The following is a 26,977-nucleotide window of genomic DNA, read 5'->3' as shown; positions in this document are numbered from 1 at the left end:
TACTAAGCAGTACCACCATAAATCTACTTATCAAATTGTCAGCTCGTGATCTGTACTTCTTACCTATTCATTAACCTAAGAGTCTGCTTAAACGCCTCTTCCCTATCCCAATAACAACTTACTCACCTCGGCGGTGTTCAGTGCCCACTGGTAATTGTAACGTTCGTTGGCATCGTTTTCGCTGCTAACTAGCGTCATACCTTGTACCTCTGCCCTTATTTCCAGCAGTTCGCCAACCGCTGTTTTCTCTTCCAACCGCTTGAGAAGAGCCTCAATACTAGATGCGTCTGCTCCCAAAATGGTTTGCGAAGAGAAGGGCATCTCTAACCAAACAATTTCTCTTTGCGCCACTTTAAGCACGCCAAACACCAACCCTTTGGACAAATTGGCCTCGCTAACGCGTACCATAAACTGAACGCACGACGGATCGTAAGCCACCCCATCCTTATCCGAAACGGTCATGGGATAGGCCGAATTCATCCAACCCACCATCAAGTTGGGCGACAAAGCACCAGTGGAATAGGCATTGCAGCTAAATGTTACGTAGCGGGCGCCAGTCTTTTCCAATTCGTTTAGATTCAATTCAATGTACTCGGCCGTACCAACTTGCTCTGGGATATGCTGTATATCACCCGAATGTTTAGCCCCAGGGCAACGCAAATTGAAGTAAGCACACTCCCTAACCTCTTTTTTATCGAGGGCAATACGTGCACTTAGGTCCATATCTAGGTGCTGGGCAGGCAACCCTTTCCCCCATTGCATGAACAACCTAACGGCATTTCCTTTCACCTTAAACCGCGTTCCTTGCAAGGCGCACGATGCGTCTTGAACGGTATTCGACCTATCGCCCACGCCGATTGGCACTTGATAAAGTCGCGGGTCGATATAAACCGTGCCACCTGCACAGTGCGACTGTTTCGCATATCGGCTTTTCATTGCTCGTTTGTACATCGCATTTACATCGGCCACCATCTGTTTAAGCTGTGCTTCATCGTAAAAAGCAAGCAATGGATGGGGGTCGAGATTGTGCATCACACCCGTTATTGGACGTGCCAAACGCATGCGCTCTGGGTCGAAATAGGCAACAGCCGCATCGTTTAACGAGAGCAACAGACGCGTGGGCAGCTGATGAACGATACCTTCGAAAGCCGCAAGTGTGGACTGCGAATCAAAGCTAAGCATGGTGGAAAACAGACAACGGGCAAACAAGCCAGGGCGTTTGGACAACAACGACAGAGTAAGTTGCGCGTCGTTAGCCCTCCGCGCCTTATCTAACGTACCCAACCACGGGGTGTAAGCTTGGCAATAAAACACGTCGAGCAGCGAGGTGAGACGTTCGAAACCCTTTTTACGCGCATATTCGGCCAGTCGCAAGGCCCTAATCATGCGCACCCACATTCCCCTTTTAGCGTGCATCGCTTCGGCCGATTTCTCCTCAGGCAGTGGAATGGCATTCATCCACGTGGCCACAAGTCGGCAATAAGCCCTGCTGTATTTCAGTTTTAGTCGCTCACGCATAGCCTCGCCTGCTTCGTTAGCCCTGTTTTCTTGTGGGGCCATGTGCCAATGTAGGCCTCGGGCGTTAGCTATGAGCGTTCGGGGTTCAATTATTCGTGCACATCCATTCTTCTCATACCATAGAAATCGCAAGATATCGGCAGGTGATTCAAACAGTCCTGTTGCCTGTTCGCCTTTCCCTGAGGCCACCAATGCCTTGATGGCAATCATCGCCGTTTCTTTCATGGCTATGGTTACATCGCTAGGCAAATCGAACAACATGAGCAGTTGTGCCACCGATTGTGCCTGGGTGGCATCTAACGGCGTGGGCGAAGCAAGCAATGTGCGCAACTCACGCATCAGGTCGGTACGCGTAAAGAGGTGCAGAGGTTTAAGTTTCTTGCCCTGACCCTCGTAAATGGTGGTGGAGGTGACAAACGGTTTGCCACAAAAGGGACAGCCGTTATATCGCTCTAAAGGGAAAGTGCCTGTGGGAATGAAGTGTCCGCAAGGCAAGGTTGTGCCTTGAAGGTTCAGCCTATCTTTGCTATTGTTGGCCGCGAAAGTGATGAAATGGTCGATAAGTCCCTCTCCCGTGGGCGTATCCCATGCCTTTACCAAGGGCGCCCAGTTGAGTTTCAAGCCCAAAACATCGCTTATCACGCTGAAAACGCTCTCCAGTTGTTGGTCGGACGCCATGTAAAGCGCCTGCAACAAAGGTTCGTCTACGCCATAGCCACAGCCATTGAGACGCGACACCAAGGCCAACGCGGCCGAAGAAGGCACGTGGGGATGTTGAATCTGTTCTCTATCAATGTCGATAAACAGGGCTTGGTAGCGAAAAGCCACTTTGTTTGCTATGATATGGTCCATGTTGTGGGATTGTTGATACTGGTTGTTTTCCAAACAATTAAAAAATTAGACGACGTTTTCTCGCTTGTCAATGGGTTTTATGTTGTGGGACAAAGACGTGTCGTTTCTTGGTCGATAAGTTCCTGACAGAATTGAATTCCATCGCATACACCCTTAACTTAAAAGCTTACGAGTTATAAACTTAGTAGGATGTTCGGGGATTATAACACATCAACTCATGAACTCACGAACTCGCCATCTAAAATAAAAAAGGGTGAGAGGGCGGTAATTGCTGGCCTAAATTTCCTATGAGTTGAAGTAAGACCAACTTGACCGTCCCTCGTTTCCCTTTATACCGTGCATCAAAGCAACATATTATGGCGCGTTTGCGGTAAGAACATGCCCACCTTTTATATAATGGGGGCGCTACATACCACCAGTCGTTGCGCACCTTTATTTATCGCCTAGCCACCTTAACCCTTAATCACCGCGATGGGTAACAGCTTGGTTTTCACCTTAATCAGGTCTGTTTGGCTGGCAATAACTTCTTCGATGTCTTTGTATGCACCTGTTGCCTCTTGCATATCGTCTTGCGAACGTATGGCGTGAACAATGCCTTTGGCTTCAAGCCATACGTTCTGTCCGTTGTGGTTTTCGCATGTTGCGTAATTGTGCGCAATATTTATCATCGGCTAGAACGCAATGCCAGGCAATGCATCTGTAAGCATTTCCTGTATTCTTTGCATCATCAGGCTTCTATTGCATAACGCAAAATCGATGCAATATTGCATTTCTACCCAATATTTTTTTAACTCAGCCGAGCTAACGGGTAGATTTGATGAACCAATTAATGAAGGTAGGAGCAGCCAATTAAAATCAAGTAAAATCGCTGATTGGCGTCAATCGTACCGTACAAAGGCCTTTGTACGGCCACTACAAGCCTTTTGTAGCCACCCTACAATTCAATAGTAGTGTCACTACAACTCACTTGTAGTGCCACTACCACTCGTTTGTAGCCACACTACAAAAGGCTTGTAGTGCACCATGCGGTATAAAAACATGATGCGAAGGTTGATTATCAGGTACTAAGCATGTTTGCATCGAGTTCTGTTACAGTTACTGATTTCATCAATGACTGACGATAGGCAGTGGGTGACATACCTGTCTGCTGCTTAACGAATTTGCCAAAGAAGGCAAGGCTAGGGAATTTATGTTGAAACGCAATCTCCTTAATAGACTTCTCTGTATAGCGAAGTTCCTGCTCTATGGCACGCATCATATAGGTATGGATATGCCTCATTGGTGTTTGACTGGTGTTTTCCTTAATTATTTTGGAATGATATTTGGGCGTCAGGTTCATCAAGTTGGCAACTTCTGTTACCGTTCGGATAAGACCACGATGAGATGCAAGGATATCAAAGAATATGCGTGTTTGTTGATTACCAATCCCTAAATCTTTGGGTGCGACATCACGAATTTCCCTACTGATATTTCGTACAAATTCATAAAAAAGCGACTGAACAATATTATTGATAAGGTCTTCGCGAAACAAGTCATTATCAGAAAGACAGAGATCGTGTAAATAGTTAAAGCAGAGTTTGAAGGCTCCGTTTGCTTCTTTAGCCAGTGATAATAGCACATCAAATCACTAGATTTTCCGTGTTTAGAGCTCCCCAAAAATAGTAAATCAACTATAATAACGCCCCAAAGCACTAGACTTGCTGTGTTTAGAGCGCTATAAAAGCAGTAAATTGGTAGTTATGGCATACCAAATCACTAGATTTTCAATGTTTAGATCCCTAAAAGCAGTAGGTTAGCTACAATAACACCTCCAAGCACTATACTTGTAAATTTAGAGTGCTAAAAGAATGGTTAATTATCTACAAAAACTCACTTGTGGTGAGTTTTTGTTCACATTTTGGGCTCTAAAAGAGTATAAACTCACACAAAAAGAGGCAAAAACACTGCGTAAAAGCCAAAAAAGCCCCAAAAGAGCATGCTATTTTGGCCGTAAGGTACTTATTATAGTCTATTCGAGGCTATTAGATTGTATTTTACATGTCATTATCCCTATTTTCAGGATAAAACGATTCCCAAGTTCGGTCATCGTAAAAAATACGTATCTCGGTAACCTTTCGTTGTGGCTTTTCAATAACCTTCACTTCAACTCGTTCAGTTTTTTGGGGCGTAAATTCAACCTTAGGCACAGCGGGTGGCTGTTCGTTAAAGAATGAAGGGGTAGAAACAGGCGCATCAAAATTTAATTGGGGTTGTTTATCGAGGAGAGGTTCGGGGCTAGAAGTATTGTTTGTTGCTCCCGTTTCCTCTAAATACATTTCACCCTTACCGAAAATCAACCAATCGGTTGATATCTTCGGAATTTTATCTTTAATGGCCTCAACAATGTTGAGGGTAGGTTTAGTGCGCCCATTAAAAATACTACTGAGCGACGCTGGCGACATTCCAATAGAGAGCGCAAAGGTCTGTTGACTCATGTGCTGGCTCTCCATAACCTTCTTAATTCGATCTTTCATACCCTTATTTTTAGTGTAAGAGGCTTTTAAAGGCCTTTTCGCATTGATTTTACAAAGGTAAAACAAATTTTGTACCGATGCAAGTTTCTAAACGATTATTTAGAAAATAAAATGTTAGGTTTTAAAATCAAAACCTTTAATATTGTAAATTGGAGCGTATGCAGATATGGTTTACATTTATAAACCGCAATTAAGCTCTCTAAAACAGCTATAGAATAAGATTTAATAAAAAAACCTATTTCGCTGGTTATTAATATACTTATATATGAGTTTCAAGCGATGAAAGCCCTAAAAACGAGATTTTAGGGGGCTAAATGTGTATATTTACATGTATAAAGGTAATTAATTGCCTATAAATAGCTGAAAATCATATAAGAATAAGGGTATATTACGGCATGTATAAGTATACGTTCAGGTTTTGAAACATAAACTTCTGCATTTAAATACCTAAACAAGTGTTTTGTAAAGGCATGAAGAAATTTACAACACAACATAAAAGCATCTTTTGTTTTGTAAATCAATTGCACGATTTACATTTTGAAACTATGACACTTGTAGATGAATATTTGTTAATTGTAAATATTCGTTTGGTGTGAAAGATAAAAACGAACGAGAATTGATTATTCTGCAACGAGGGTCGAGTTGCTTTCAAATACGCGAGTATTTTGGGGGTAAAAATGGGCTAACTTCCTACAGATTCAAGAAGTTAGCCTAAAAAAAGTGCCTCAAAGAGACACTTATTCTAGAACGAAAATAGGCTGAAAAAGGTCTTTTTTAGTGCAAAATAAAGAAGATTAGCTCCTTCATCAGGTCGCCAACAGGGGTATTTGGGTTATCCAAACCCTTAGATTTAGCGTCAATCTCTCTTATTTTATGGATGATGTGCATCGTCTTCATGGCCGAGTAGTTTCTCATACCAACCATAAAGTCTTTCACTCCCCACACCGACTTCAGGTCGAGGAACTTCGCCACTTCAGCTTCGTTGTTTTTGTTTGGTGCGTAATAAGCAATCAACAAGTTTTGGAAGAAACTGAAAAGTAATGGCAAGAAGGCGAAGATAGATCCAGCCTTGGGGTTCTTGTCGAAATACTGAATAATTTGGTTTGCCTTAAACACGTCTCGGTTAACAATGGCGTTTCGCAGTTCGAAACCATTAAACTCCTTACTAACCCCAATTTGTCGTTCCACGATGTCGGGTGTAATGCGCAAGTCGTTTTCGGGTAACGAAATCAAGACCTTATCCAGTTCCGATGTCAGTCGGTTCAAGTCAGAGCCAATATGCTCCGCAATCATGATGGCAGCCTTATCTTCCACTGTCGCTTTCTTGGTGCTAAGGTATCCTTTAATAAAAGCAGGCAATTCGTAATCGCGTTTTTTCTTGCTTTCGAAAACAACCCCAATGGCCTCGGCTCGTGCCAAGAGCTTCTTCCTTCTGTCGATAGTACCATTCTTATGACAAAGCACCAATACGGTAGTTTCTACAGGATGCTCCAAGTATTTAGCCAAAGCGTCGGTTTGTTTCAGGTTTTGCGCCTCCTTCACCATCACCAGCCGTCGTTCGGCCATCATAGGATAAGCCTTACAAAGGTCGGCCACCTGAACTCCGTTGGTATCTACTCCAAAGAGGATGTCCTGGTTAAAGTCGCGTTCATGCGGCTGCAATACAGTTTCTTCGAGCAAATTCGCTATTCTGTCGATATAATACGACTCTTCGCCCATTAGTACATATACGGGCGAAAAGTTTCGCGCCTTAATGTCTTTAATGATGGCTTCGGGGCCAAGCGCGGTTCGTTTTTCTGCCATGAAAGGTTCTTGTTAATGATGATTGCAGGGACAACAAGTTGCAAAAACCGCCTTGTTGCCCGCATATTTTTAGTAACTTTGCACCGTATGGCACACCGCCAACCGCGACAAACCATTCTTGTCGCGATCTTGTCGATGCGCCTTATTGCGCTTTACACTGCAAAGATAACAAAATGTATCCACTAAACCTACCCTCGTATGCAATAAAAGTGGGAGGCACGAAAGCGCGTCCCACTGTGTTCGACCCACTTCGTGGCAAGTACGTAGCCCTTACTCCCGAGGAATGGGTAAGGCAACATTTCGTCAATTTCCTTATCCACCACAAGGGTTATCCGCAACTGTTGATGGCCAACGAGGTGGCATTGAGCATTGGCGACAAGAGCCTTCGAGCCGACAGTGTACTGTACGACCGCGACCTAAAACCCCGTATGATACTCGAATATAAGGCGCCCAACATCGCACTGACCCAAAAGGTGTTCGACCAAATAACCGTCTACAACATGCTTTTGCACGTAGACTATCTCGTGGTGAGCAACGGATTGCAACACATCTGCTGCAAAATGAACTATGCCGACAACAGCTACGCGTTCTTACCCTACCTCCCTAACTATACCGAGATATAACGCGCGCGCGTACATTATTATATCTTAGCTTCTAAGTTTGCGAGTTTATAAGCCTAAAAGTTATTTTTTCCTCCGATTTCTTCTTAGCCAAATCGGATAGTAAACCAATAGGTCAGAACAATTTATGATAAAACTCAGAAACTGAAAAAACTCAATAACTAAATAATACAAACACACAACACACACATGAACATCATTGAATTTTTAAAGAAATGGACCCTGCCCAGCGGACTAGTTATCGGTGCGGTAGTCTATCTTTTGTTTTCGCACATCGCCCCACTTCAACCCATTGGCAACGTGGCAGGTCCCTTCTTAGTGAAGCTTCTCCCCGTGGTTATCTTCGTGATGCTCTATATCACATTCTGTAAAATACAAATGGGCGACCTTCGTCCACGCGCTTGGCACTTCATTCTTCAAGCCATTCGCATCCTACTCTCGGGTCTGTTGGTGTTAGCTATTTTGCATACCACTAACCCCATGGCCAAACTTGTGCTCGAAGGAGCCTTCGTTTGCGTAATCTGTCCCACGGCAGCCGCTGCCCCCGTTATCACCGAACGACTTGGCGGAAGCATCGCCTCGCTCACCATCTATACCATTTTAGCCAACGTTGTTACATCGATCATCATCCCATTGTTCTTCCCCATGGTCGAGAAAAGTGCAGACATCACCTTTCTCACGGCCTTTATCATGATACTCCGACGCATCACATTCGTGCTCATCGTACCCCTTTGCCTGGCACTGCTCACACGAAAATTCCTGCCGAAAGTGGCCACACGCATCAAGGAAACCAAGAACTTAGCCTTCTATCTATGGGGGTTCAACCTCTCCATCATCATGGGATTAACCATCCGCAACATCCTCGCCACTCAAGTTTATGGCACGATTTTGGCTCTACTTCTCTTGTTACCACTCGTCATCAGCCTTTTGCTGTTTTCCATTGGCAAAGCCGTGGGCTACCATTATGGAGACAGCATCAGCGCAGGACAGGCTTTGGGACAGAAAAATACCGTTGTGGGCATTTGGCTCACCATCACGTTTCTCAATCCCGTAGCATCCATTGCACCGTGCGCTTACGTGGTTTGGCAAAACCTCATCAACGCTTGGCAGCTATGGTACAAGCAAAAATACGGCACATTAAAATGGTAGACACCACGCCAAACGGGTGCGTAACACATTCAAAATGATAACTTTTAAAGACATAAACTTATGGCAATAGGAAAATGGATAGGCGGATTTCTTGGCTTTATCACCGGTGGACCACTTGGCGGATTAGCAGGTTTGGCACTTGGTGCACTCTTCGATGTAGGGATAGATCAGGTTAACGAACCCGACCGCACTGGGCAATCGCGCTACTCAAGCGGATCTTCGGCCAACTTCTACCAGCGCAACGCCACAACCACCCAGCAACAACGGCAGCAAGGCGAACGCAATTCGTTTCTCTTTTCGCTGCTGGTGCTCTCGGCATACATCATTCGCGCCGATGGAAAGGTGATGCATTCTGAGATGGAAATCTTACGTGCCTTCTTGCGACGAAACTTTGGCGAAATGGCCGTAGAACAGGGCGACAACATTATCCGCAACATTTTCGACCAACAAAAACAAATGGGTGCGATGGCTTTCGAGGAAATTATACGCGACAGCTGCTTTCAAATCACCGCTCACATGAATAGCGGACAACGTCTGCAACTACTTAGTTTCCTGGCTGAACTGTCGAAAGCCGACGGACGTGTAGACCCTAGCGAGGTGGATGCACTTCGCAAGCTGGCCCTGTGGTTGGGCTTCGACGCTCGCATTCTCGATTCGATGTTCAACCTCGAAAAGCACGATACGCAGTCGGCTTACAAGGTTTTGGGCATCTCGCCCAGCGCTACCAACGACGAAGTGAAGGCTGCTTACCGCAAGATGGCCCTGCAACACCACCCCGACCGCGTAGCAACTCTGGGCGAAGACATACGCTTGGCTGCCGAGAAGAAATTTAAGGAGATAAACGAAGCCAAAGAAAGGATATATAAGGAACGTGGTATGTAGACTGCGATGCGATAAGCAATCGCTCGCATTATGGCTGGAATACGTAGATGAAAATGTGCCTTACAGCCAGCCTCAATTAGTAATGAACTAAATATACAACCTGCCTAAAGTCAGCAATATAGCCCCCAAACACATTGAAAGTACAAATACAGTCCACACAAACAAATTGCATTTAGTTGCTAAAATTTGCTAACAAAATGCGGATAATTCATTTTAAAAACGTACTTTTGCCCCGATTAAATCACTATTTCAAAACAAAACAAAAAGTAATGATTATGAAGAAAATAATTTTCAGCGCAGCTCTTTTCGTTGCTGCAATAGGTTTTGCTAACGCACAAAGTGAAGGAACAGCCAAGAAATGCGACAAGGCTAAGACCGAACAATGCGAGAAAAAATGCGCCAAAGAAGGCAAGAAAGGCTGCTGCAAGAAAGACGCTGCTGCCAAAGAAGGTTGCTGCAAAAAGGATGTAGCTTGCAAAGAAAGCAAAGAATGCAGCAAAAAGAAATGCGACAAGGCAGCTAAGCAAGACTGCAAGAATGCTGGCGAAAAGAAGTGCTGCAAGAAAGAAGCTCAGGAAAAGAAGTAAATCCCTTACATATAGTTTAAGGTAAACAAGTCAAATAAGCCTAACGCCCAAAAGCGATCATCAGGCTTAGCCTACATAAAACAAGCTCCATACACCCCTCGCGGTTGTGTATGGAGCTTATTTGTTTAGTGAGGTTAAGGCAACTATCGCCCCTTCCCCAATATTGCAGAATAGCGTAAAACAACAGGTTTTAATGCATCAGCGGGCTAAGCCCAAACATCCTAACATTTATGCTCTAACCCTTCATGTCAAAATCCCAACACGCTAGCCTACATATCCATAAGCCTATTCCGCCTCTTCCTTCGTTTTGCGGATGGCGCGTTTACGCTTAGGTTTCTCGGTTGCTGTGCCCTTATCGCTCTTAACGCCAGCCAATTCGGGATCTACGATAATGCGTCCGCAATATTCGCACACAATAACCTTCTTGTGCATTTTCACGTCTAGCTGTCGCTGAGGTGGAATTTTGTTGAAGCATCCTCCGCAAGCGTCACGCTGAACATACACGATACCTAGTCCGTTGCGTGCATTCTTACGAATTCGTTTGAAGCTACTCAGCAGTCGTGGCTCAATTTTCGTTTCCAAGTCATGTGCCCTGTCGCGCAGCCTTTCTTCTTCTTCCTTCGTTTCGAGCATAATTTCGTCTAGCTCACCTCGCTTCTGTTGCAAGTCGTGCTCTCGGTCTTCGATAAGTCTTTCAGCCATTTCAAGGTCGCGTTCGCACTCGTCAATCCTTATCAAAGCTTCCTTTATCTTCTTGTTGCACAGTTCTATTTCAAGCGTCTGAAACTCAATTTCCTTGCTCAAGGTGTCGTATTCGCGATTGTTCTTCACCTCATTCAGCTGGCGATTATAGCGTTCCACGCTAGACTCAGCCTCAGCTATTTCTGCCTTCTTTTGCGAAACGGCCCTGGAGAAGTCGTCTATCTCCCTGCGAATTTTATCAACGCGAATGTTCAATCCCTCAATCTCGTCTTCCAAATCCTGCACTTCCAAGGGCAGTTCTCCCCTCAGCGCACGCTTCTCATCAATAGCCGAGAGCGTTGTTTGCAATTGGTAGAGCGCTTTGAGCTTCTCTTCCACCGACAGTTCGGTAATCTCTTTTTTTGCCATAACTTATAAATAGATGATGGGATTGGTGTTTGTCTGCGTCAAGAAGCACTTCACGCCCTTGCACCTTTCCTCAATTATTGTTTTAAATATTTCGTTCGTAAACTGCTCGCTTTGGTAATGCCCAATCACGGCAATTTGTATTTCCTGTTCATGATCAAAGTAATCGTGATAGTGCATTTCACCCGTTACAAAGGCATCTGCACCAGCTGCGATGGCGTCTGTTAGCAAAAACGCTCCCGAGCCACCACAGATGGCCACCTTTCTAATGGGGCGGCGCAACAGTTGGTTACACATCACGCACTCCACGTCGAACGTTTTTTTAAGTAAAATCACGAAATCGTCGGCGGCCAACGGCTGCTCGAACGCTCCCATAACACCCGAAGCCCCCTCCACACTAACGCTTTCGCCCTTATCGTTAAGGGTCTGAATGGTTTTCCTCACACCGAAAAAGTCAGCGTCAACAAGCCCCATTTTCTCTGCAATCTTAAAGTTCACACCTCCACGAGCGTTGTCTATGTTGGTGTGCAAGGCAGCAATGGTAACATCGTTCTTTATGGCTTTCATCACCGTACGCTGCACGGCATTACCATCCGACACCTGCGCTAGCTTACGAAAGATAAGCGGATGGTGCGCCACAACGAGGTTGCAGCCCTTAGCCACAGCCTCATCAACGATCTTTTCCGTCACGTCAAGACACAATAAAGCCCCTGAAACTTCCGCCTCCGTCAATCCAACCTGCAAGCCGGCATTATCAAATCCTTCTTGCAGAGGCAGAGGCGCGAATTGCTCAAGGGCACGTAGCACTTCCTTTATTTTCACGCTAACCTAGCTTTATGTTATCAAAATGCAAAGTTAATCATTTTTCTTGAGATGGCAAAATATTGGGGATTAGTTAACAAGTAGACAAGTTAACTAGCTAACAAGAAGGAAAGACGACAAGCAAATGGGAAAATCGAGGACGCATCGTAACATTTAAATAAATGCCTTCACTTCACCCCCAATCTCTTCTCCACTCACTTCTTACACCTAAAACTCCTACCCCAGCGTCCCTTACTACTTATTCCCTAACTCCTTACTACTTTCTCCCTTACTCCTTACTACTTTCTCCCTAAAACCTTACTACTTACTCCCTTAACCTTACTACTTACTCCTTAAAAACTTACTACTTACTCCCTAAAATCTTACTACCTACTCCCTTACTCCTTACTACCTACTCCCTAAAACCTTACCACTTACTCCCTAAAACCTTACCACTTACTCCCTAAAAACTTACTTCTTACTCCTTACTACTTTAACTCCTTACTACTTACTCCTTTACTACTTTAACTCCTTACTCCTTTACTACTTACCCCCTTACTCCTTTACTACTCTTTCACCACTCCTCCAAATTACAAGTCGCCTCCACAGCTTTTTCCACATTATCTGGCAAAGCAGGGAAAAAGTCAATGCCCGTAATGCGTTCCACATCATCGATGGTGTTCACATAGTAGCTTTTAGGTCGATTTCCCGACTCATTGCGATAGATAAAGCCGATGGCTTTGGGCTCACCTTCCATACACAAAACCACCTTAAAGAAAGCCTCGGGCACCGTTACCTTGTTCTTTCCAATGGCCTTATGTTTACCCTTTAACAACACCGGACCCGCCACAATATAGATGCTACCATACGTTTTAGCCCATTTCCTACAGAGATTTTCCAGTTCGTGCCAGTCGCCAACATTCAGATTATGGTCTTGCGGACAAACGTTGGTTAACAAAAACGATTGCTCTTGTGCCGTGGCGTCCCAACGATTGTCGGCCGAGGGACAAAGGTGTCCGCGGTCGTAACCACTCCTTACGTAGTCAAAATCTACCGCCCTAGGCAGCGGCACGTCCGTATCTTCTTGAAACTTAACGCCTGCACGTTTATTCTTACCTTCGGTATGAGCCCCCGTAAGCTGCCATGCCACCCAATTGGGTATTCGCAAGTCGCTGTTATACGATACTGTGTAGGCCACGCGTTTCAGAATTTGTTCAGGTCGGTCGTTCAGTTTCCCAGGTACTTCCAGCCCACTCGAAACCTTAAGTTTCGCTTCTCCCTGCTTACCATCGCCATTGTTTTCGGGACTGCTTTCATCTCCATTCTGCTCAGCCAGCCCACCCTTCTGCTCCTGATAAGCATGTATACCCCCTATCAGCTTGCCGTGTTTAGATGGTTTTAAGCCACACGCCGACAAGCTAACAAAGATAAATAACGCTAGATAATATACTTTCCTTGCTTTCATAAGTGGTACAAATATACAACTAATTTTCGAAATAGCGACAAACCACATCTGTTTTCACCCCCTCACATCGCTTTCATGAACTCTTTATAAAAGCTCATTTGAAAAGCATTAACTAAGCGTTTGAAAATCCACAAATTATCTCCTGTAAAGCGTTATTTCAAATCTCGCCGAGTTAAAACTAAGCTGGAACCTTGTTCCATGTCATCTGGAACATGGTTCCATATCAACTGGAACGCTGTTCCATACGACATGGAACAGGAGTCCCAATCAACTGTAACGCGCCAACATCATTAAAACTTGATTATCAAAGGAAAACTAATGCATCACCAACTCAGCTTCACTGGTGGACAAATTACCAAGACATACCTTGCCTGCACTTTACCTTTGCAACCTTTCAAGTAGGTCTGTAAACTCGGAATCGCCCCTTTCGTAAAGTTAAATAACACTGATAGCAATAAATAAAAAAGAGTAAATAATTGTTCGCTAACAATTTTTATTGTATATTTGAGCGTCAAACTAATACTGTCGTTATAGGCAATGTTCCAATTAACGTTAAATACAACTATGGCTTATCCTAAAAAGACAGACTATCACACACAGAAGAACACCATGCGTTCGCAGGCACAAGCTTTCCTCTCTCTCCGCAAAAAGCTGTGCCTCGTGTTGCTGTGCGCCATACAGATTGTTTGCGCCCAAAGTTTTTCCCTTAGCGGTAAGATAAGCGACTACACAACGCGAAAACCCATAAAGGCAGCGCAAATAACCTTATTTGCAGCCGATGGAGTAAGTGCAAAAGCATCTATCGCGAGTAACGAAGACGGCAAATTCGCCTTAACCAGCCTTCCCTCAGACTCCTATCATCTACGCATAACCAGCGTAGGCTATAAACCTATGACGCTGACTATCGCAGAATTGAACAAAGACACAGATCTTGGCGAACTTCTTTTAAAACCCGACACCGTGCTGCTAGGTGAAATTACGGTGTCGGCCAACCTACAGAAGGAAGCCGACAGGTGGATTTTCTACCCCTCAGACGCAATAAAGCGACAAAGCACCGATGCCTACGACGTGCTGCAACGCATGGCGTTACCCGACTTGCAATTCGACTTAATGAACCGAACGCTATCTTCGCAGAAAAATGGTGCACTGCAAATACGCATCAATGGCGTACCTTCTAACCAGTCAGACCTTGCAGCCCTGCAACCACAAGACGTCATCAGGGTGGAATACATCGACAACCCTGGCATCGTTTACGGCGATGGCGTGGCCGCAGTGTTATTGGTACACACCAAACGAGGATACGAAGGAATGCAAGGCGGAGTGCAAATCGCCAACGCCCTAACCACCAAACAGGGCAGTGCCTACGCCTATTTTAAGCTTATTGGGCTGAAAAACCAACTAAGCATCAAGGTAAACAGCCATTATAAAAATGTGGGTGGCGTGTTCGCCAACAGCTATAAAACCTTTCGTTACCCCAGTAGCGATATGACACTTAACGCCCAAGGCGACGACAGAACATACAGATTGTGTGGTGGCAGCATAGAATTGGATTATAACCGACTGCTAGACGAGCGCAATTCTTTCTTCAACGTCATGGCTAATTACACCACGTCTTATCGTCCAGAGAACGTTTCGTCAAGTCGTGTACAACACAATGATGCGCCATTTTTCTACGAGGAGTTGCTCACCAAGGACAAAACCCACAACGTTTCGTTAGACCTCTATCTCGATAAGCAATTCGCTAGCAATGCAAATCTGCTGGCTAACCTTACAGCGACATACATCGGCAGCGACTATCACAGAGCGTACAGCAAGGCTTACCATGCCGCTGCACAACCCGCATTTACCAATGCCTACGATGTTGACGGCCAACACAAGTCTATTATTGGCGAGATTGTCTTCAAACAACCCTTCTCTAACTGGCTCAACCTTACCATCGGTACGTACAATCGCCTATCCAACACCCACAACACTTATGTGGCAACCAATGGAACAAGCCCCACATCCCTATTCAATTTCAACAATTACGACTATATAGAACTAAGCGGAACGTTGGGCAAGCTAAGCTATTCGGTTGGTGGTGGCTACTCATTTTACCGCATGAAGAGCGATAGTCTTATCGCAAAGTACCATTTCTTCCGTCCATTCCTCACCCTATCTTACTCGATTTCTAAAGCATTTAGGCTACAATATCACCTTGGTATCAATCCCGTTGAACCCCAACTGGCCATGCTATCAAGTTTCGTTCAAACGCGATCCGAATACGAATTGAGACAAGGTAATCCACACCTCAAGCCCTATCAGGCCTACATCAACCAGCTCTCGCTTAGCTTTCACAAACGAGAAACCATGCTCGGCCTCGCCACCTACATACAATACAGCGCCAATCCTTTTACCAACAACCCACCCATCTACGATGCTGCAACCAACATGTTCGTCTATACACAGTCCAACCAACACAGTTTCACCCATTTGCAAGTGCGTCTTTACGCCAGTCAGAGCCTCTTTTCGCAAGCATTTAAAGTATCGGGGTGGCTCACCCTTAACCGCTACATCAACAACGGTTTAAGTTTTTTCACCACCTACACGGACATAATTGGCGGTCTATCCCTCACCTACGACCGTCCCAAATGGGGCATACAAGGCAACTTCCGTTCGGCAATCACCACCATGTTCAACGAAACAAAGACGCGCACAGCACCCAACTTGCAACTAAGTGCCTATTATAACATCCGCCGTTTGCGTTTCACCCTCAGCGTAAACAATCCCTTCATGACGGCAACCACAACGGTTTCGACACTTAATAGCAAACTTATTAGCAGCACATCACATGTTTTTCAGAAATACAACGACAACCTTGTGCAGCTCTCCCTCAGCTATAGCTTCAGGAAAGGAAAGGTGCGCAACCTGCAAAAGCAAATGGACAATGCTGACAATGATGCAGGAGTAGTGAAGTAACAACGCTTCTCTCCAAATCTGGTCAGACGTTGTATTAACCTATTTACACATGAATAAATTCAATAAATTATAACCAACATGCAAAGAACTAGAACCATAACACTGCTGATACTTTGTGCCATAACCGCGCTGACGGCCTGTAATGCACAAACCAACAGCAAGCCCGAACGGGCTAAAACCGAACAAGAAAAACGGCCTATGGCCAACAATTTGGCTGCGCGCATTCCTGCCCCGCAAGGATATAAGCGAGTAGACGTGACCGAAGGAAGCTTTGCACACTTTCTGCGCAACCTGCCATTGAAGCCAGCTGGTAGCGATTTGCACTACCACACTGGTCAGGTTAAAGAGCGAAAATACGCTGGTGCCGTTGTGAATATGGACTTTGGCAAAAGCGCTAACGAACAATGTGCCGACGCCATCATCTTTCTTCGGGCCTCGTATTTATGGAAAACACGGCAATATGCCAAAATAAGCTTCTGTTTTACCAATGGTTTTAAAGCCGAATATGCCAAGTGGGCGCAGGGATATCGCATACGCAACAACAATGCTTGGGTAAAAACACAGAAGGCCGACTATGGCTACCAATCGTTTAGAAAGTACCTCAACCTCGTGTTTCAGTATGCAGGCACTGCCTCGTTAAGCCAAGAACTCAAGCCCATTGGTCGCTGTTGGGCAACAGATATTCAAGCGGGCGACGTGATTATAAAGGGTGGATTCCCTGGACACGCTGAGATGGTGGTAGACGTAGCCGAGAATGACAAGGGCGAACGCGTTGTTTTGTTGGCCCAAAGCTTCATGCCAGCGCAAGAAATAGAGGTCTTCCCCCAGTGGTTTAGCCCCTCTTCCAATGGCACACGCCTTGTAACTCCAGCGTGGACGTTCTATTCGCCCAACGCCAATACCCTACTTCTCCGCCGTTTCAAATCTGAATAAAGGGGCACATTGGTTAGTAAGCGGTACGCTGGTGATATAGAAGACAACGGCTGTTTATAATGAATTTCAGCCTCAAGACTAAATTTAAGCCAACAACAGTCCCTCACCTTGACCCATTATTCGCAGGCAGGCACGCTCATCAGCTTTCATGATGAGAACGAAATTCGTTGCTATCAAAGCATATAATGCCCGATTAAGATGACTAGAGAATATAGGAAACAGGCCTCAAAGTCGCACAAACAAGAACAAAAAAAGTGGCCGTTGTCTGCCTTTCGACACGACAACGACCACTTTCAGTGATATTTAAATTCGTTGATTTCTCTCTTTAAACGGGCACGTTTACACGGCCGTAATTGTACATTTTGAGCACGTTTACACAGTATTTGTTAAACTTATCGCTCGTTACAATTTTCTTAACCATCTTTCTCATAACTTTTTTCCTTTCTTATTTTAATCTTCCTAATGTTCTGTGCGATGCATCTTCACATCGTGTTATCCTGAAATTGTCTTTTTAAGACTTTAAGCGATATTCGCTAAACACAATGCAAAGTTAAGGCCTTAAACTGTGTGCGCAAACAATTTTATCGTAAAATGGCATTTTACAGCCATATTTTTGACACACGTCAAGCCGATTGACCTACGTCAACCACTAATTAACAGACAATTAGTCAGCCTTCAAGACATTGAGAAGACGCCCGTGCTTATCGAACGAAAAGCGGTGAGCAAGGTAAAGTGTAACAATGAGCGAGACCATGGGAGCACAGAAAGTGATGCACGAAATAAGTATCTGATAGCGCACAGCGGTATCAGGTGTCGCCCCACCTAATATCTGTCCGATCATCGTTCCTGGGAAACTAACCAGCCCCATCACTGCCATATTGGCAATACAAGGCATAAAAGATTTTTCTATGGCTTGCCTTATAAAGGGCGTTAGGGCTTCTAAACGCGTTGCGCCATTGCCCAAGAGGTAGAAATACAATTGTCTTTCGCGCTGCAAACCATGGTAGTAGGTACTCAACGACAGCACGTTCACCCCAAGCATATTGCCCAAAAGGATGCCCATAACAGGTATAAAGTAGCGCGCATCGAAAGGATTAGACAGGCGCAACACCACAAAAAGGGCATACATACATACCACGAGAGCCCCCACACCAAGGCCAACGGCTATGGGCATAAGCATCAGTCGCATGCGTAGACGGGTGCGATTAACTGCTGTTACCGAAGCCACTAGCACCATCAATACAAACCAAAGCACATTGACCAGCCAATCGTTGTAGCTGAAAAGAAATTCTAGATAAAGGCCTATGAGCGACATCTGCACCACCATACGTAACGTAGAGATGATGGTAGAACGGATGAGGGGCACCTTGAAATAATGGAAAAAGTAAAGCGGAACAAGCACCAAGAGTAACGTAAGGAGCATTCCGATGATGGATATATTCATATGGGAGCAGGGTTTTAGGGGGTTATTGGTCGTGGAGATTAAGCATCAAGGTCTTGTCGCACTGTCCTGCGAAAGCCCTATCGTGGCTCACGGCGATGATGGCCGTTCCTCGTTTGGCCAAGCCTTGCAGGTATCCGGCAACAAGCAACGAGCTTTCTACGTCTAAGGCCGACGTGGGTTCGTCTACAAGCACCACCTTCTTGTCGAGCATTCCAACCATCGAAAGCATTATGCGTTGTCGTTCGCCTCCGCTCACTTCGGCCAGTTGTTTGCCATATAAGGCCTCGTCTAGTCGCAGCCGCTGCCATTGATCCATCAGCGCTTCCTTAGAAAAGCGCTTGTCGCGGTTCACCCGCAGCTGGTAAGGTAAGGCTACAAGCTCGGCCACCGTGTTGCAAGGCAGGTTCATTTCTTGTGGTATATAGGCCATCATGCTACGCATATACTCGGCAGAAAGTGGTGTAAGCTCTGTTCCGCCAATGCTTACAGCCCCCTCGTCGAGCGGTTGAAAACCCAAAATACATCGTAAAAGCGTAGTTTTTCCGCATCCCGACTCGCCCATTACGCAAAGCATCTCGCCCCCGCTAACCACGAACGAAAGGTTGTGGAACAGGTTCTTACCCTCTAACGCAAGGCTGGCGTCTTTCATTTCTACCGTCATATATTATAATGTGTTTTGGTGCGAAGGTTAGGCAAGGCGCGCATGTGCATAGAGACAAATGCAGGTATGGCCAAGGTACGGTTCGCGCCAGATGTTACAGGCTTGTTCAAAATAATGAATTGGCTACAAAAATACAAAGAAAAGTTCACAAACGTGTCGTTTTTTGTCTTTTTACACTAACTTTGCAATAGGAACGAAGGAGATTTATCATTATGGCAACATCCAACAACATCGACATGACGCTATACCTACCTGCCGAATGGCACGAGCAAAGCGGTGTGCAGCTTACTTGGCCGCATGCAAAAACCGACTGGGCACCCATTTTGCCCGACATCACGAAGGTGTTTGTGGAACTTACTCGAGCCATTGCCAAATACGAAAAGGTGCTTATCGTAGCCCCCGACACCGATGAGGTGAAAGCCACGCTTATGCGAAACTTGGGCATGGAACGATTACGCAACGTGCTGTTTCACCAATGCGACACCAACGACACATGGGCCAGAGACCACGCTGCCATAACGCTTACGGGCAGCAAAACCAATAACGGCTTTACGGTGCAAAACACCTTGCTCGACTTTCGTTTCAATGGATGGGGCGATAAATTTGCTGCCGACAAAGACAACGCCATAACACAAAGCCTGTATCACGAGGGAATGCTCAACGGAACATTTGAAAGTCACGACGATTTTGTGCTTGAAGGGGGCGCCATCGAGAGCGACGGCAAGGGTACGGTGTTTACAACCTCGCAATGTTTGCTGGCTCCGCATCGTAACCAACCTATGACTAAACACGATATCGAACAACGCCTGAAAGCTGCGTTGAGAGCTGAACGTGTGGTGTGGCTAGACCATGGCAATCTGATTGGCGACGATACGGATGGCCATATCGATACCATTGTGCGCACCGCACCCGAAAACACCCTGCTATATGTGGGTTGCGACGACAGCCACGACGAACAATTTGAGGACTTCTTGGCCTTAGAGAACCAGCTAAAGGGCCTCCGCACGGCATCAGGTATGCCTTATAGGCTACTGCGTTTGCCCATGCCCGACGCCATTTACGACGAAGGCGAACGCCTTCCTGCCACCTACGCCAACTTCCTTATCATCAACGGGGCCGTTATCTGCCCCACTTACGCACAGCCCGAGAAGGACAGGCGGGCCCTGCAAACTATTGCCCAAGCCTATCCTTATCGCGAAATTATCGGCATAGACGCACGAACCGTCATCAGACAACACGGTTCGCTGCACTGTCTCACCATGCAGTTTCCACAAGGCGTGATAGCCAATAACCCATAAATCCACGACAAAGAAAGAAATGATTAGAACAGGAATCATACAGCAACACAATACGGCCGACATACAAGACAATATGAACCGCTTGGCCAACAGCATTGCCCAACTGGCCAAGGAAGGCGCGCAACTCATCGTTTTGCAAGAGTTGCACAACTCATTGTACTTCTGTCAAGAAGAGCAAGTAGACATATTCGACCTTGCCGAACCTATTCCTGGTCCGTCTACGCAGTTTTTTGGCCAATTGGCTAAGGAACATGGCGTGGTGATTGTTACTTCACTGTTCGAGAAAAGGGCTCCTGGACTTTACCATAACACAGCCGTGGTGATGGAAAAAGATGGCAGCGTGGCTGGCATATATCGCAAAATGCACATCCCCGATGATCCTGCCTACTACGAAAAGTTTTATTTCACACCGGGCGACTTGGGTTTCCAACCCATCGATACCAGTGTTGGCCGACTGGGCGTGCTGGTATGTTGGGACCAATGGTACCCCGAAGCAGCCCGCCTGATGGCTATGCGTGGAGCCGACATGCTTATCTATCCCACCGCCATTGGTTATGCTGCGAGCGACGACGAGGCCGAACAACAACGCCAACGCGAAGCTTGGACCACCATACAACGTGCCCATGCTGTTGCCAATGGATTGCCTGTGGTGGCAGTTAACCGTGTTGGTTTCGAACCCGACCCATCCCAGCAAACGCCCGGCATCAACTTCTGGGGTAGCTCGTTTGTAGCTGGACCGCAAGGCGAACTGCTTTTCCGTGCCAACGACACCGAAGAGCAATGCGCCATCATCGACATAGACCTAGCCCATAGCGAACAAGTGCGCCGTTGGTGGCCATTCTTTCGCGACCGTCGTATAGACGAATATGGAGGTCTTACCCAGCGTTTTTTGAAGCCGTAACAGCAGGCATTGAGCCTACTTTGCACTTGCAGCCGCCCCACCCTTCGGCTTCGCCTACCCCATTTCGAAACATCCCCAAACGTATTTCTTGTCATGGTGATGTACAAAACATAGTCCATACGATCACGTTTTACAAACGACTAAACGCGTATAGTTAAAAAACGTAGGTTAAAACTCTCATATATGTTGCTATACAACATAAACTTACGTACTTATTATTGTAAAATAAATTCACGTGAAACATCATCTTAAATTCGCGTTTCTTAGTCTACGCCACAGCAGCACGATTGCAAATAGACTTCAAAGGGTTGTATCCTCGCAGCTAACACAAACTTATTTTGCAGGCTTCCACATCTAACGTGCGTGCTAAACACATAAAAAGATGCGAATTGGGGATAAGAGATGTTCGCTATGTCGACTATCGCGTAGCGCTAGTCGGCGAGATAGCCATTCGTTTTTTATTTAATCTTGCTCAAGAATGCGTCGTATCTTATCCCGAATTCACGTAACGTTTGATACTAGCTTGGCACTATCTAGGCCGTTCATTCCACAGCCTATCACCGCCACCAACTCACCCTTCCTACCTCCAAACGCCACCTTTCATTCCCCACTCGTTAAGCTCTTGTAGTGAGCTTTTTCAGCTCCCGCCTTGTTACAGCTAAGATGGAACCCTGTTCCAGATAAGTTGGAACAGTGTTCCAATTCAACTGGAACAGCATTCCGGATGATATGGAACAGCCGTCCAAAACATGTTTAACACGGCGGTTAATGTAATCATGCATCATCAGGGCTTAGAAAGCGCATTCTCGGAACCATGAAAATGCGAACGACGGAAGGGTTAATTGGTGAATTCGGGACAAGAAACCATTCCCTCAGAACAAGATTGGATAGGTAAAGAAATGGCTTTCTCACCAACTAGTGCTACGCAACAGAAGGCATAAAGATTGTGTTTTATCCCGAACTGGCGTATAAAATTGGCGTTTAAACAAGCAGCAAATCATTGTGAGGAAAACACTGCTACGAGTGAAGCCCAAGCCCCTCCACATGCCAATACACAAAACGGGATGCTTTATCGCAAAGCATCCCGCCGTCATTAACAACTCTCTTTTCTGTCTTTGTTTCCTGAATAATCTTTACTTCTAATGCTATACCTGATTTGAGAATCTATCCTAATTTCAATCTTTTGCCTTTGTTATGGGATATTGTAGGGGACTAACCTATGTGTCTTTGGCCGTAGTTTTCCCTTCATCCCTCATTATGCAGAGCCTATGGCAAAGCTCGCCTAATACCTAATTGTTTTATCTTCGTCCTCCAAAGTGTCCACTACCCGAGGATGAGTTCGAAGAAGTTGTATTGTTGTTTTGTGGAACATAAGTCGCGCCACTATTGCTACCACCGCCAAACGAACGGCCTGAGGTAGAGGGCGTAGTACCTATAGAGCCTTGCGAACGACTAGGGCTGAAGGTGTTGTTGGGCACCTCGGCTGAGCTACTAGAACCCGAACCGCTGAAGAAACGTGCACCTCCAAAATGTCCGCTACCATAGTTGTCGTTGTAATCGCGCTTACCTCGCGCCGTGCTTCGTGTGCTACTTTGGCGCTCGTAGCGGTCGTCCCAATCGTCGTCATATCCAAAATCTCGTCCCGAACGGCGTGACATGTTGGAGTTATTGTAGTTATACGTGTCGTAGTTGCGTCTCGAACTAGACCTGTGTGGCGAGTTGTAGCCATAGCCGTAGTTGTCGTAACTATTGTCGGTAAAGCCTCCAAACCTAAAACCACGTCCGTAATCGCCACGTTGGAAACCATCGCGCATGCCGTAACTGCGTGCTCCACCAAACTGCCTTCCACTGTACCAGCTGCGCCCGTTGTTCATGTGCCAACTGTGGGTACCCCGATAAGTGTTGTAGAACGTTGGTCTACCGAAGTAGTAATAGTCGCGATAGGGATAGCGTGCGTATATGCGGAAGCGCCAATAACCCGTGTCGTAATACAGTGGTCGATAGAAGTAGTTGGCTTGGCAGTATGCCCTGTATTGCCAATCGTAAAGTATATAACTCAAGTCTTGGTTGCGTCTGCGCCAGTATATGCCGTACAAGTCGTCATCGTGGTCGATGCTAAGCAAGTAATCGAGGTTTATTTCGTAAGCCGCCTCATACTGGTCGTCGGTGAGGTTCAGCTCGTATGCCATCTTGTCGGTGAGGAAGAGGGCCTGCTGCCGTGCTTGTTCGAAACTCATCGCCTTAGCCTGATAGGCAAAAGCCAGCAGAGTTAGCAGGGTGAATAATAGCTTCTTCATAATCGTTCTTTTTTAAGATGTTTATAACTCGATTCTAATTTTTTGGGGACCAGCTTTGTGTTTTTGGCCTTTTCTCTCTCTTTATTTTTGTGGGGAAGTCTATGACCGCCTCTTTCGGGGTTGCCTTTCGGCTTGTGTTCCCTTGTTACATTTGCAAAGTTAGCCCAAATATAGGCCCAACCAAAAGGTTTTTCCCTAAACACGAAAGGAAATCCCCTACCACAATAGATTAGCGGGAAACATCTGTCTAGACGCGTAGTTCCGTATAAACAACACAACAATTAACTACACGCGTTTAACTATCAGAGCTAAAATAGCCTCACACAAGCAATTAGCTTCCCATGCATACAATATCATCTACAATTAACCTGCGGCCATTCCTTATTATACACATGCGCGCACGAGGAAATAACGCCATGCGTTCACTTTCTTCTCATTGAGCATTTGCTTGCATTTTCCGAGCGATTAATGAGCATCTTCAACCACACAGCTGGCGCCTCCGTTCAGTACAAGCCTTTTGTAGCCCCACTACAAGCCTTTTGTAGTGCCGCTACAATTTGTCGGTAGTGTCACTACAACTCGTTTGTAGCCACCCTACAAAACCCTTTGTACACTTCCAATGGTCAAATCTAGCTTTCAAACTTCTCATCAGGCGGTTTACGTAAGCAGTTCTTTCGCGCCACACTTACCTACTCGTAGACATGCCTGAACAGAGTGGAAGTTATGCCCAAACGACATCTTGTGTAGCTTTTCATCAATCCAATCTGCAAGAAAAAACATGCATCACAAGTTCTAAATTCGAACAATGGCAAAAAAACGGCAAGATAAATAAAATAATATTAACCTCCGTGCGTTGTATAACAAGTATGAAACACTATTTAGCCACATTTCTTTTGGCGTGCATCATGCCTGCAATCACAGCGCGGGCGCAAGTATGGCGCGAAGGAGGCGAACCCGGAAAGATAAAATTAGGCAAAGGGTTGGGTTATGCCGTAGAGGCTCAAGCCACGATATCGAGCGCACAAACGCCCCTTTGGCTCAATGCCAACAAGCATGGATTAAGTTCGTTGGAGAAAACCAACGGATACCTACTTGCTGGCATAGAACGCCCGTTAGCCACCGATTCTACCCGCAGATGGGGCCTAGGCTATGGACTAAACATGGCTCTGACGCAAGGCTTCACCAGCAGGATTGTGGTAGACCAAGCCTTTGTGCAGGCCCGTTGGCTGTACGCAACACTCACCATTGGTAGCAAACGCCACGATATGGAACTGAAAAATGATGCGTTGAGCAGCGGTTCGCAATTGCTAGGCATCAATGCGCGACCAGTTCCGCAAGTGCGCCTAGCCCTACCCGATTATTGGACATTACCCTTTGGCAATGGTTGGCTGCACCTGAAAGGACACGTGGCATACGGAAAGACAACCGATGACAATTGGCAAAAGCGTTTTACAGGCCAACAACATCTATACACCGAAAATGTGCTTTATCACAGCAAGGCTGGCTATTTTATGATTGGTAACCCCGAACGGTTCGTCCCCCTGTCGTTAGAACTGGGCTTGGAGATGGCTTCCACGTTTGGCGGAACGTCTTATCAGCCACTAGACGATGGCACGGTGAGGGTTATTCGTGGCAGAACGGGGGTTAAATCGTTTTGGAAAGCATTCTTGCCAGGCGGTGCCGACGTTGGCGAAACAACCTACCAAAATGCCGAAGGCAACCAATTGGGCGCGTGGCTAGCACGTGTGAATTACAACGCAGAAACTTGGAAGTTTGGCCTCTACGTTGACAAATACTTCGAAGACCATTCGGCCATGTTGCAAGTAGACTATGATGGATATGGAACGGGCGACGAATGGATGCAGAAAAAGAAACGTCGCTTTTTGATCTACGACTTCAAAGACTGGATGTTTGGTGCAGAACTCAACTTCAAATATGGACGATGGATTACCGATGTGGTGCTTGAATATCTCTACACCAAATACCAAAGCGGACCTATCTACCACGACCATACCAAAACCATTGCCGACCACCTGGGTGGGCAAGACAATTATTACAACCACTATATCTATACAGGCTGGCAACATTGGGGGCAAGTAATGGGTAATCCGCTTTATCGTTCGCCCCTTTACAACACCAATGGCAACATCAATGTAGCCAACAACCGCTTTACGGCTTGGCATCTCGGAATAGGCGGAAAGCCTACCGACGAACTAAGCTATCGCCTCCTTGCCACCTACCAAAACGGGCTGGGCACCTACGCCGAACCATTCGACAAGAAAGAATATAATGTAAGTTTGATGCTAGAAGGCAGCTATCAACTGCCTAACGAATGGAACGTAACAGCTGCCCTTGGTGCTGACATGGGAAGAATTTTAGGCAACAAATGGGGTGTTCAGCTCACCGTGGCTAAGAAGGGATTGTTTAAATGAATAGTAAGACAAACGGCATGAAGCGAAATACAATCAACATACGCAGGCGAATGGGCATAATGCCATTTACGGCCGTAGCACTTATGGTGCTGGTAATGCTTGGTAGTTGCGAGCTGGAAAGGTCGCGCAACAAGAAACTCGACGGCTATTGGCGACTGCAACAGATAGACACCATCGGCACGGGTGGCGTGAATACGATGCAGGGGAAACGCATGTTTTGGGCCATCCAACATAAGCTACTCGAGCTGAGAGATATAGACGGGAACGTGGCTAAATGTTTGTTACGTTTCGAAAAGCAGGGCGATAGTCTGATGCTTTCGCAACCCTATCTTTATGATCGTGAAAATGGTGATAAGCCTTTGACAAACACAGAAATTCTGCAACACTATGGCGTAAATCGCTTGAACGAACATTTTAGGATAGACAACCTCACCAGTTCGCGGATGGTTCTAAGTTCGCGCAAGTGCAGGCTGCATTTCGTTAAATTTTAGCCAAACAACAGCGAAATGCGAATTTTGCTGTAAACGCAAAAATACTTATAAAGGAAGAGAAAGCAATTTTTTCTTCGTAACTTTGCAAAGACAGCTAAATGGGTGCAAAACAAGCCTCTAAACAGAGATGTGCAATGGACGAGAGGTGCGACGCGAACATTTTTATGACTGCGACATGCAATAAAATGCCCTGCGAAGAGTTTAAATAAAGGCGGTTCGATAGCAAGCCACCGATAAACTGCACCCCAAAGAAGGCACTTTGCAA

General features: G+C 45.9%; 22 protein-coding genes. 10 read left to right on the top strand and 12 right to left on the bottom strand.

Features of this window, described 5'->3' with window-relative positions; genetic code table 11:
* Window positions 1–102: 102 nt before the first annotated feature.
* The 6 genes from F453_RS0100220 to holA all read right to left on the bottom strand — a co-directional run bounded on the left by F453_RS0100220 (window position 103) and on the right by holA (window position 6,686).
* Window positions 103–2,370 carry a prokaryotic RING finger family 4 gene (locus F453_RS0100220; protein WP_018966189.1) on the bottom strand — a complete coding sequence of 756 codons (2,268 nt, stop codon included), beginning with the start codon at window positions 2,368–2,370 and terminating at the stop codon, window positions 103–105.
* 452 nt (window positions 2,371–2,822) lie between these two features.
* Complete coding sequence (locus F453_RS0100215) at window positions 2,823–3,038, bottom strand: RtcB family protein (RefSeq protein ID WP_018966188.1); 216 nt, start codon at window positions 3,036–3,038, stop codon at window positions 2,823–2,825.
* Between the two features lie 3 nt (window positions 3,039–3,041).
* Window positions 3,042–3,197 carry an RtcB family protein gene (locus tag F453_RS16480; protein ID WP_374188177.1) on the bottom strand — a complete coding sequence of 52 codons (156 nt, stop codon included), beginning with the start codon at window positions 3,195–3,197 and terminating at the stop codon, window positions 3,042–3,044.
* Window positions 3,198–3,427: 230 nt separating this feature from the next.
* Window positions 3,428–3,988 carry a helix-turn-helix transcriptional regulator gene (locus F453_RS14650; protein ID WP_025789852.1) on the bottom strand — a complete coding sequence of 187 codons (561 nt, stop codon included), beginning with the start codon at window positions 3,986–3,988 and terminating at the stop codon, window positions 3,428–3,430.
* A 415-nt stretch (window positions 3,989–4,403) separates the two neighbouring features.
* Window positions 4,404–4,883, bottom strand: a complete 480-nt coding sequence (locus tag F453_RS0100205) for a helix-turn-helix domain-containing protein (protein ID WP_025789853.1) — start codon at window positions 4,881–4,883, stop codon at window positions 4,404–4,406.
* Between the two features lie 774 nt (window positions 4,884–5,657).
* Window positions 5,658–6,686: a DNA polymerase III subunit delta gene (gene holA, locus F453_RS0100200; RefSeq protein ID WP_018966185.1), complete on the bottom strand. Its 1,029-nt coding sequence runs from the start codon at window positions 6,684–6,686 to the stop codon at window positions 5,658–5,660.
* 173 nt (window positions 6,687–6,859) lie between these two features.
* On the opposite strand from holA, the gene F453_RS0100195 reads away from it, so the two are divergent.
* The 4 genes from F453_RS0100195 (at window position 6,860) to F453_RS0100180 (ending at window position 9,924) form a co-directional block, all read left to right on the top strand.
* A complete protein-coding gene (locus tag F453_RS0100195) occupies window positions 6,860–7,309 on the top strand; it encodes a type I restriction enzyme HsdR N-terminal domain-containing protein (protein WP_018966184.1) in 450 nt (149 codons plus the stop codon).
* 186 nt (window positions 7,310–7,495) lie between these two features.
* The gene (locus F453_RS0100190; RefSeq protein ID WP_018966183.1) at window positions 7,496–8,455 is read left to right on the top strand and encodes a transporter; all 960 of its coding nucleotides are present in this window, start codon (window positions 7,496–7,498) and stop codon (window positions 8,453–8,455) included.
* Between the two features lie 60 nt (window positions 8,456–8,515).
* On the top strand, window positions 8,516–9,337 hold the full coding sequence (locus F453_RS0100185) for a DnaJ domain-containing protein (RefSeq protein ID WP_018966182.1): 822 nt from the start codon (window positions 8,516–8,518) through the stop codon (window positions 9,335–9,337).
* Between the two features lie 275 nt (window positions 9,338–9,612).
* Window positions 9,613–9,924, top strand: coding sequence for a hypothetical protein (locus F453_RS0100180; RefSeq protein WP_025789854.1), 312 nt, complete (start codon window positions 9,613–9,615; stop codon window positions 9,922–9,924).
* Between the two features lie 285 nt (window positions 9,925–10,209).
* On the opposite strand, the gene F453_RS0100175 is transcribed toward F453_RS0100180, so the two are convergent.
* The 3 genes from F453_RS0100175 to F453_RS0100165 form a co-directional block, all read right to left on the bottom strand.
* Window positions 10,210–11,034, bottom strand: a complete 825-nt coding sequence (locus F453_RS0100175) for a zinc ribbon domain-containing protein (RefSeq protein ID WP_018966180.1) — start codon at window positions 11,032–11,034, stop codon at window positions 10,210–10,212.
* Window positions 11,035–11,037: 3 nt separating this feature from the next.
* Window positions 11,038–11,853, bottom strand: coding sequence for a Nif3-like dinuclear metal center hexameric protein (locus F453_RS0100170; protein ID WP_009235198.1), 816 nt, complete (start codon window positions 11,851–11,853; stop codon window positions 11,038–11,040).
* A 553-nt stretch (window positions 11,854–12,406) separates the two neighbouring features.
* Complete coding sequence (locus tag F453_RS0100165) at window positions 12,407–13,297, bottom strand: DNA/RNA non-specific endonuclease (RefSeq protein WP_018966179.1); 891 nt, start codon at window positions 13,295–13,297, stop codon at window positions 12,407–12,409.
* A gap of 564 nt (window positions 13,298–13,861) precedes the next feature.
* Here F453_RS0100165 and F453_RS0100160 point away from each other — a divergent pair.
* Together F453_RS0100160 and F453_RS0100155 are read left to right on the top strand one after the other, a co-directional pair.
* Window positions 13,862–16,255 (top strand): TonB-dependent receptor, encoded by a 2,394-nt coding sequence (locus F453_RS0100160; RefSeq protein WP_018966178.1) that lies wholly within the window; start codon window positions 13,862–13,864, stop codon window positions 16,253–16,255.
* Window positions 16,256–16,333: 78 nt separating this feature from the next.
* Entirely contained in the window at window positions 16,334–17,188 is an 855-nt protein-coding gene (locus tag F453_RS0100155) for a DUF4846 domain-containing protein (RefSeq protein WP_018966177.1), read from the top strand.
* Between the two features lie 664 nt (window positions 17,189–17,852).
* On the opposite strand, the gene F453_RS0100150 is transcribed toward F453_RS0100155, so the two are convergent.
* Complete coding sequence (locus tag F453_RS0100150) at window positions 17,853–18,632, bottom strand: ABC transporter permease (protein WP_025789855.1); 780 nt, start codon at window positions 18,630–18,632, stop codon at window positions 17,853–17,855.
* A gap of 22 nt (window positions 18,633–18,654) precedes the next feature.
* Window positions 18,655–19,293, bottom strand: coding sequence for an ABC transporter ATP-binding protein (locus tag F453_RS0100145; RefSeq protein WP_018966175.1), 639 nt, complete (start codon window positions 19,291–19,293; stop codon window positions 18,655–18,657).
* 212 nt (window positions 19,294–19,505) lie between these two features.
* Here F453_RS0100145 and F453_RS0100135 point away from each other — a divergent pair, with 212 nt between their 5' ends.
* Window positions 19,506–20,591, top strand: coding sequence for an agmatine deiminase family protein (locus F453_RS0100135; protein ID WP_018966173.1), 1,086 nt, complete (start codon window positions 19,506–19,508; stop codon window positions 20,589–20,591).
* Window positions 20,592–20,610: 19 nt separating this feature from the next.
* Window positions 20,611–21,492 carry a carbon-nitrogen hydrolase gene (locus F453_RS0100130; RefSeq protein ID WP_018966172.1) on the top strand — a complete coding sequence of 294 codons (882 nt, stop codon included), beginning with the start codon at window positions 20,611–20,613 and terminating at the stop codon, window positions 21,490–21,492.
* A gap of 1,298 nt (window positions 21,493–22,790) precedes the next feature.
* Here F453_RS0100130 and F453_RS0100125 read toward each other — a convergent pair.
* Window positions 22,791–23,789, bottom strand: coding sequence for a hypothetical protein (locus tag F453_RS0100125; RefSeq protein WP_018966171.1), 999 nt, complete (start codon window positions 23,787–23,789; stop codon window positions 22,791–22,793).
* Window positions 23,790–24,655: 866 nt separating this feature from the next.
* Between F453_RS0100125 and F453_RS0100115 the strand changes: the two genes are divergently transcribed.
* A complete protein-coding gene (locus F453_RS0100115; protein WP_026292394.1) occupies window positions 24,656–26,221 on the top strand; it encodes a capsule assembly Wzi family protein in 1,566 nt (521 codons plus the stop codon).
* Between the two features lie 17 nt (window positions 26,222–26,238).
* Complete coding sequence (locus F453_RS0100110; protein ID WP_234398266.1) at window positions 26,239–26,712, top strand: lipocalin-like domain-containing protein; 474 nt, start codon at window positions 26,239–26,241, stop codon at window positions 26,710–26,712.
* Window positions 26,713–26,977: the final 265 nt, after the last annotated feature.

Origin of the sequence: Hoylesella loescheii DSM 19665 = JCM 12249 = ATCC 15930 (assembly GCF_000378085.1) — a bacterium.
GTDB classification, from domain to species: domain Bacteria; phylum Bacteroidota; class Bacteroidia; order Bacteroidales; family Bacteroidaceae; genus Prevotella; species Prevotella loescheii.
Note: the sequence above shows the minus strand (reverse complement) of the source record. Positions and strands in the feature narration are given on the sequence as shown.

Excerpts from the sequence above, each read along its gene's own strand:
- F453_RS0100220 (WP_018966189.1), bottom strand. The coding sequence starts at position 2,370 with ATGGACCATATCATAGCAAACAAAGTGGCTTTTCGCTACCAAGCCCTG.
- F453_RS0100215 (WP_018966188.1), bottom strand. The coding sequence starts at position 3,038 with ATGATAAATATTGCGCACAATTACGCAACATGCGAAAACCACAACGGA.
- F453_RS0100205 (WP_025789853.1), bottom strand. The coding sequence starts at position 4,883 with ATGAAAGATCGAATTAAGAAGGTTATGGAGAGCCAGCACATGAGTCAA.
- holA (WP_018966185.1), bottom strand. The coding sequence starts at position 6,686 with ATGGCAGAAAAACGAACCGCGCTTGGCCCCGAAGCCATCATTAAAGAC.
- F453_RS0100195 (WP_018966184.1), top strand. The coding sequence starts at position 6,860 with ATGTATCCACTAAACCTACCCTCGTATGCAATAAAAGTGGGAGGCACG.
- F453_RS0100190 (WP_018966183.1), top strand. The coding sequence starts at position 7,496 with ATGAACATCATTGAATTTTTAAAGAAATGGACCCTGCCCAGCGGACTA.
- F453_RS0100185 (WP_018966182.1), top strand. The coding sequence starts at position 8,516 with ATGGCAATAGGAAAATGGATAGGCGGATTTCTTGGCTTTATCACCGGT.
- F453_RS0100180 (WP_025789854.1), top strand. The coding sequence starts at position 9,613 with ATGAAGAAAATAATTTTCAGCGCAGCTCTTTTCGTTGCTGCAATAGGT.
- F453_RS0100175 (WP_018966180.1), bottom strand. The coding sequence starts at position 11,034 with ATGGCAAAAAAAGAGATTACCGAACTGTCGGTGGAAGAGAAGCTCAAA.
- F453_RS0100165 (WP_018966179.1), bottom strand. The coding sequence starts at position 13,297 with ATGAAAGCAAGGAAAGTATATTATCTAGCGTTATTTATCTTTGTTAGC.
- F453_RS0100160 (WP_018966178.1), top strand. The coding sequence starts at position 13,862 with ATGGCTTATCCTAAAAAGACAGACTATCACACACAGAAGAACACCATG.
- F453_RS0100155 (WP_018966177.1), top strand. The coding sequence starts at position 16,334 with ATGCAAAGAACTAGAACCATAACACTGCTGATACTTTGTGCCATAACC.
- F453_RS0100150 (WP_025789855.1), bottom strand. The coding sequence starts at position 18,632 with ATGAATATATCCATCATCGGAATGCTCCTTACGTTACTCTTGGTGCTT.
- F453_RS0100145 (WP_018966175.1), bottom strand. The coding sequence starts at position 19,293 with ATGACGGTAGAAATGAAAGACGCCAGCCTTGCGTTAGAGGGTAAGAAC.
- F453_RS0100135 (WP_018966173.1), top strand. The coding sequence starts at position 19,506 with ATGGCAACATCCAACAACATCGACATGACGCTATACCTACCTGCCGAA.
- F453_RS0100130 (WP_018966172.1), top strand. The coding sequence starts at position 20,611 with ATGATTAGAACAGGAATCATACAGCAACACAATACGGCCGACATACAA.
- F453_RS0100125 (WP_018966171.1), bottom strand. The coding sequence starts at position 23,789 with ATGAAGAAGCTATTATTCACCCTGCTAACTCTGCTGGCTTTTGCCTAT.
- F453_RS0100115 (WP_026292394.1), top strand. The coding sequence starts at position 24,656 with ATGAAACACTATTTAGCCACATTTCTTTTGGCGTGCATCATGCCTGCA.
- F453_RS0100110 (WP_234398266.1), top strand. The coding sequence starts at position 26,239 with ATGAAGCGAAATACAATCAACATACGCAGGCGAATGGGCATAATGCCA.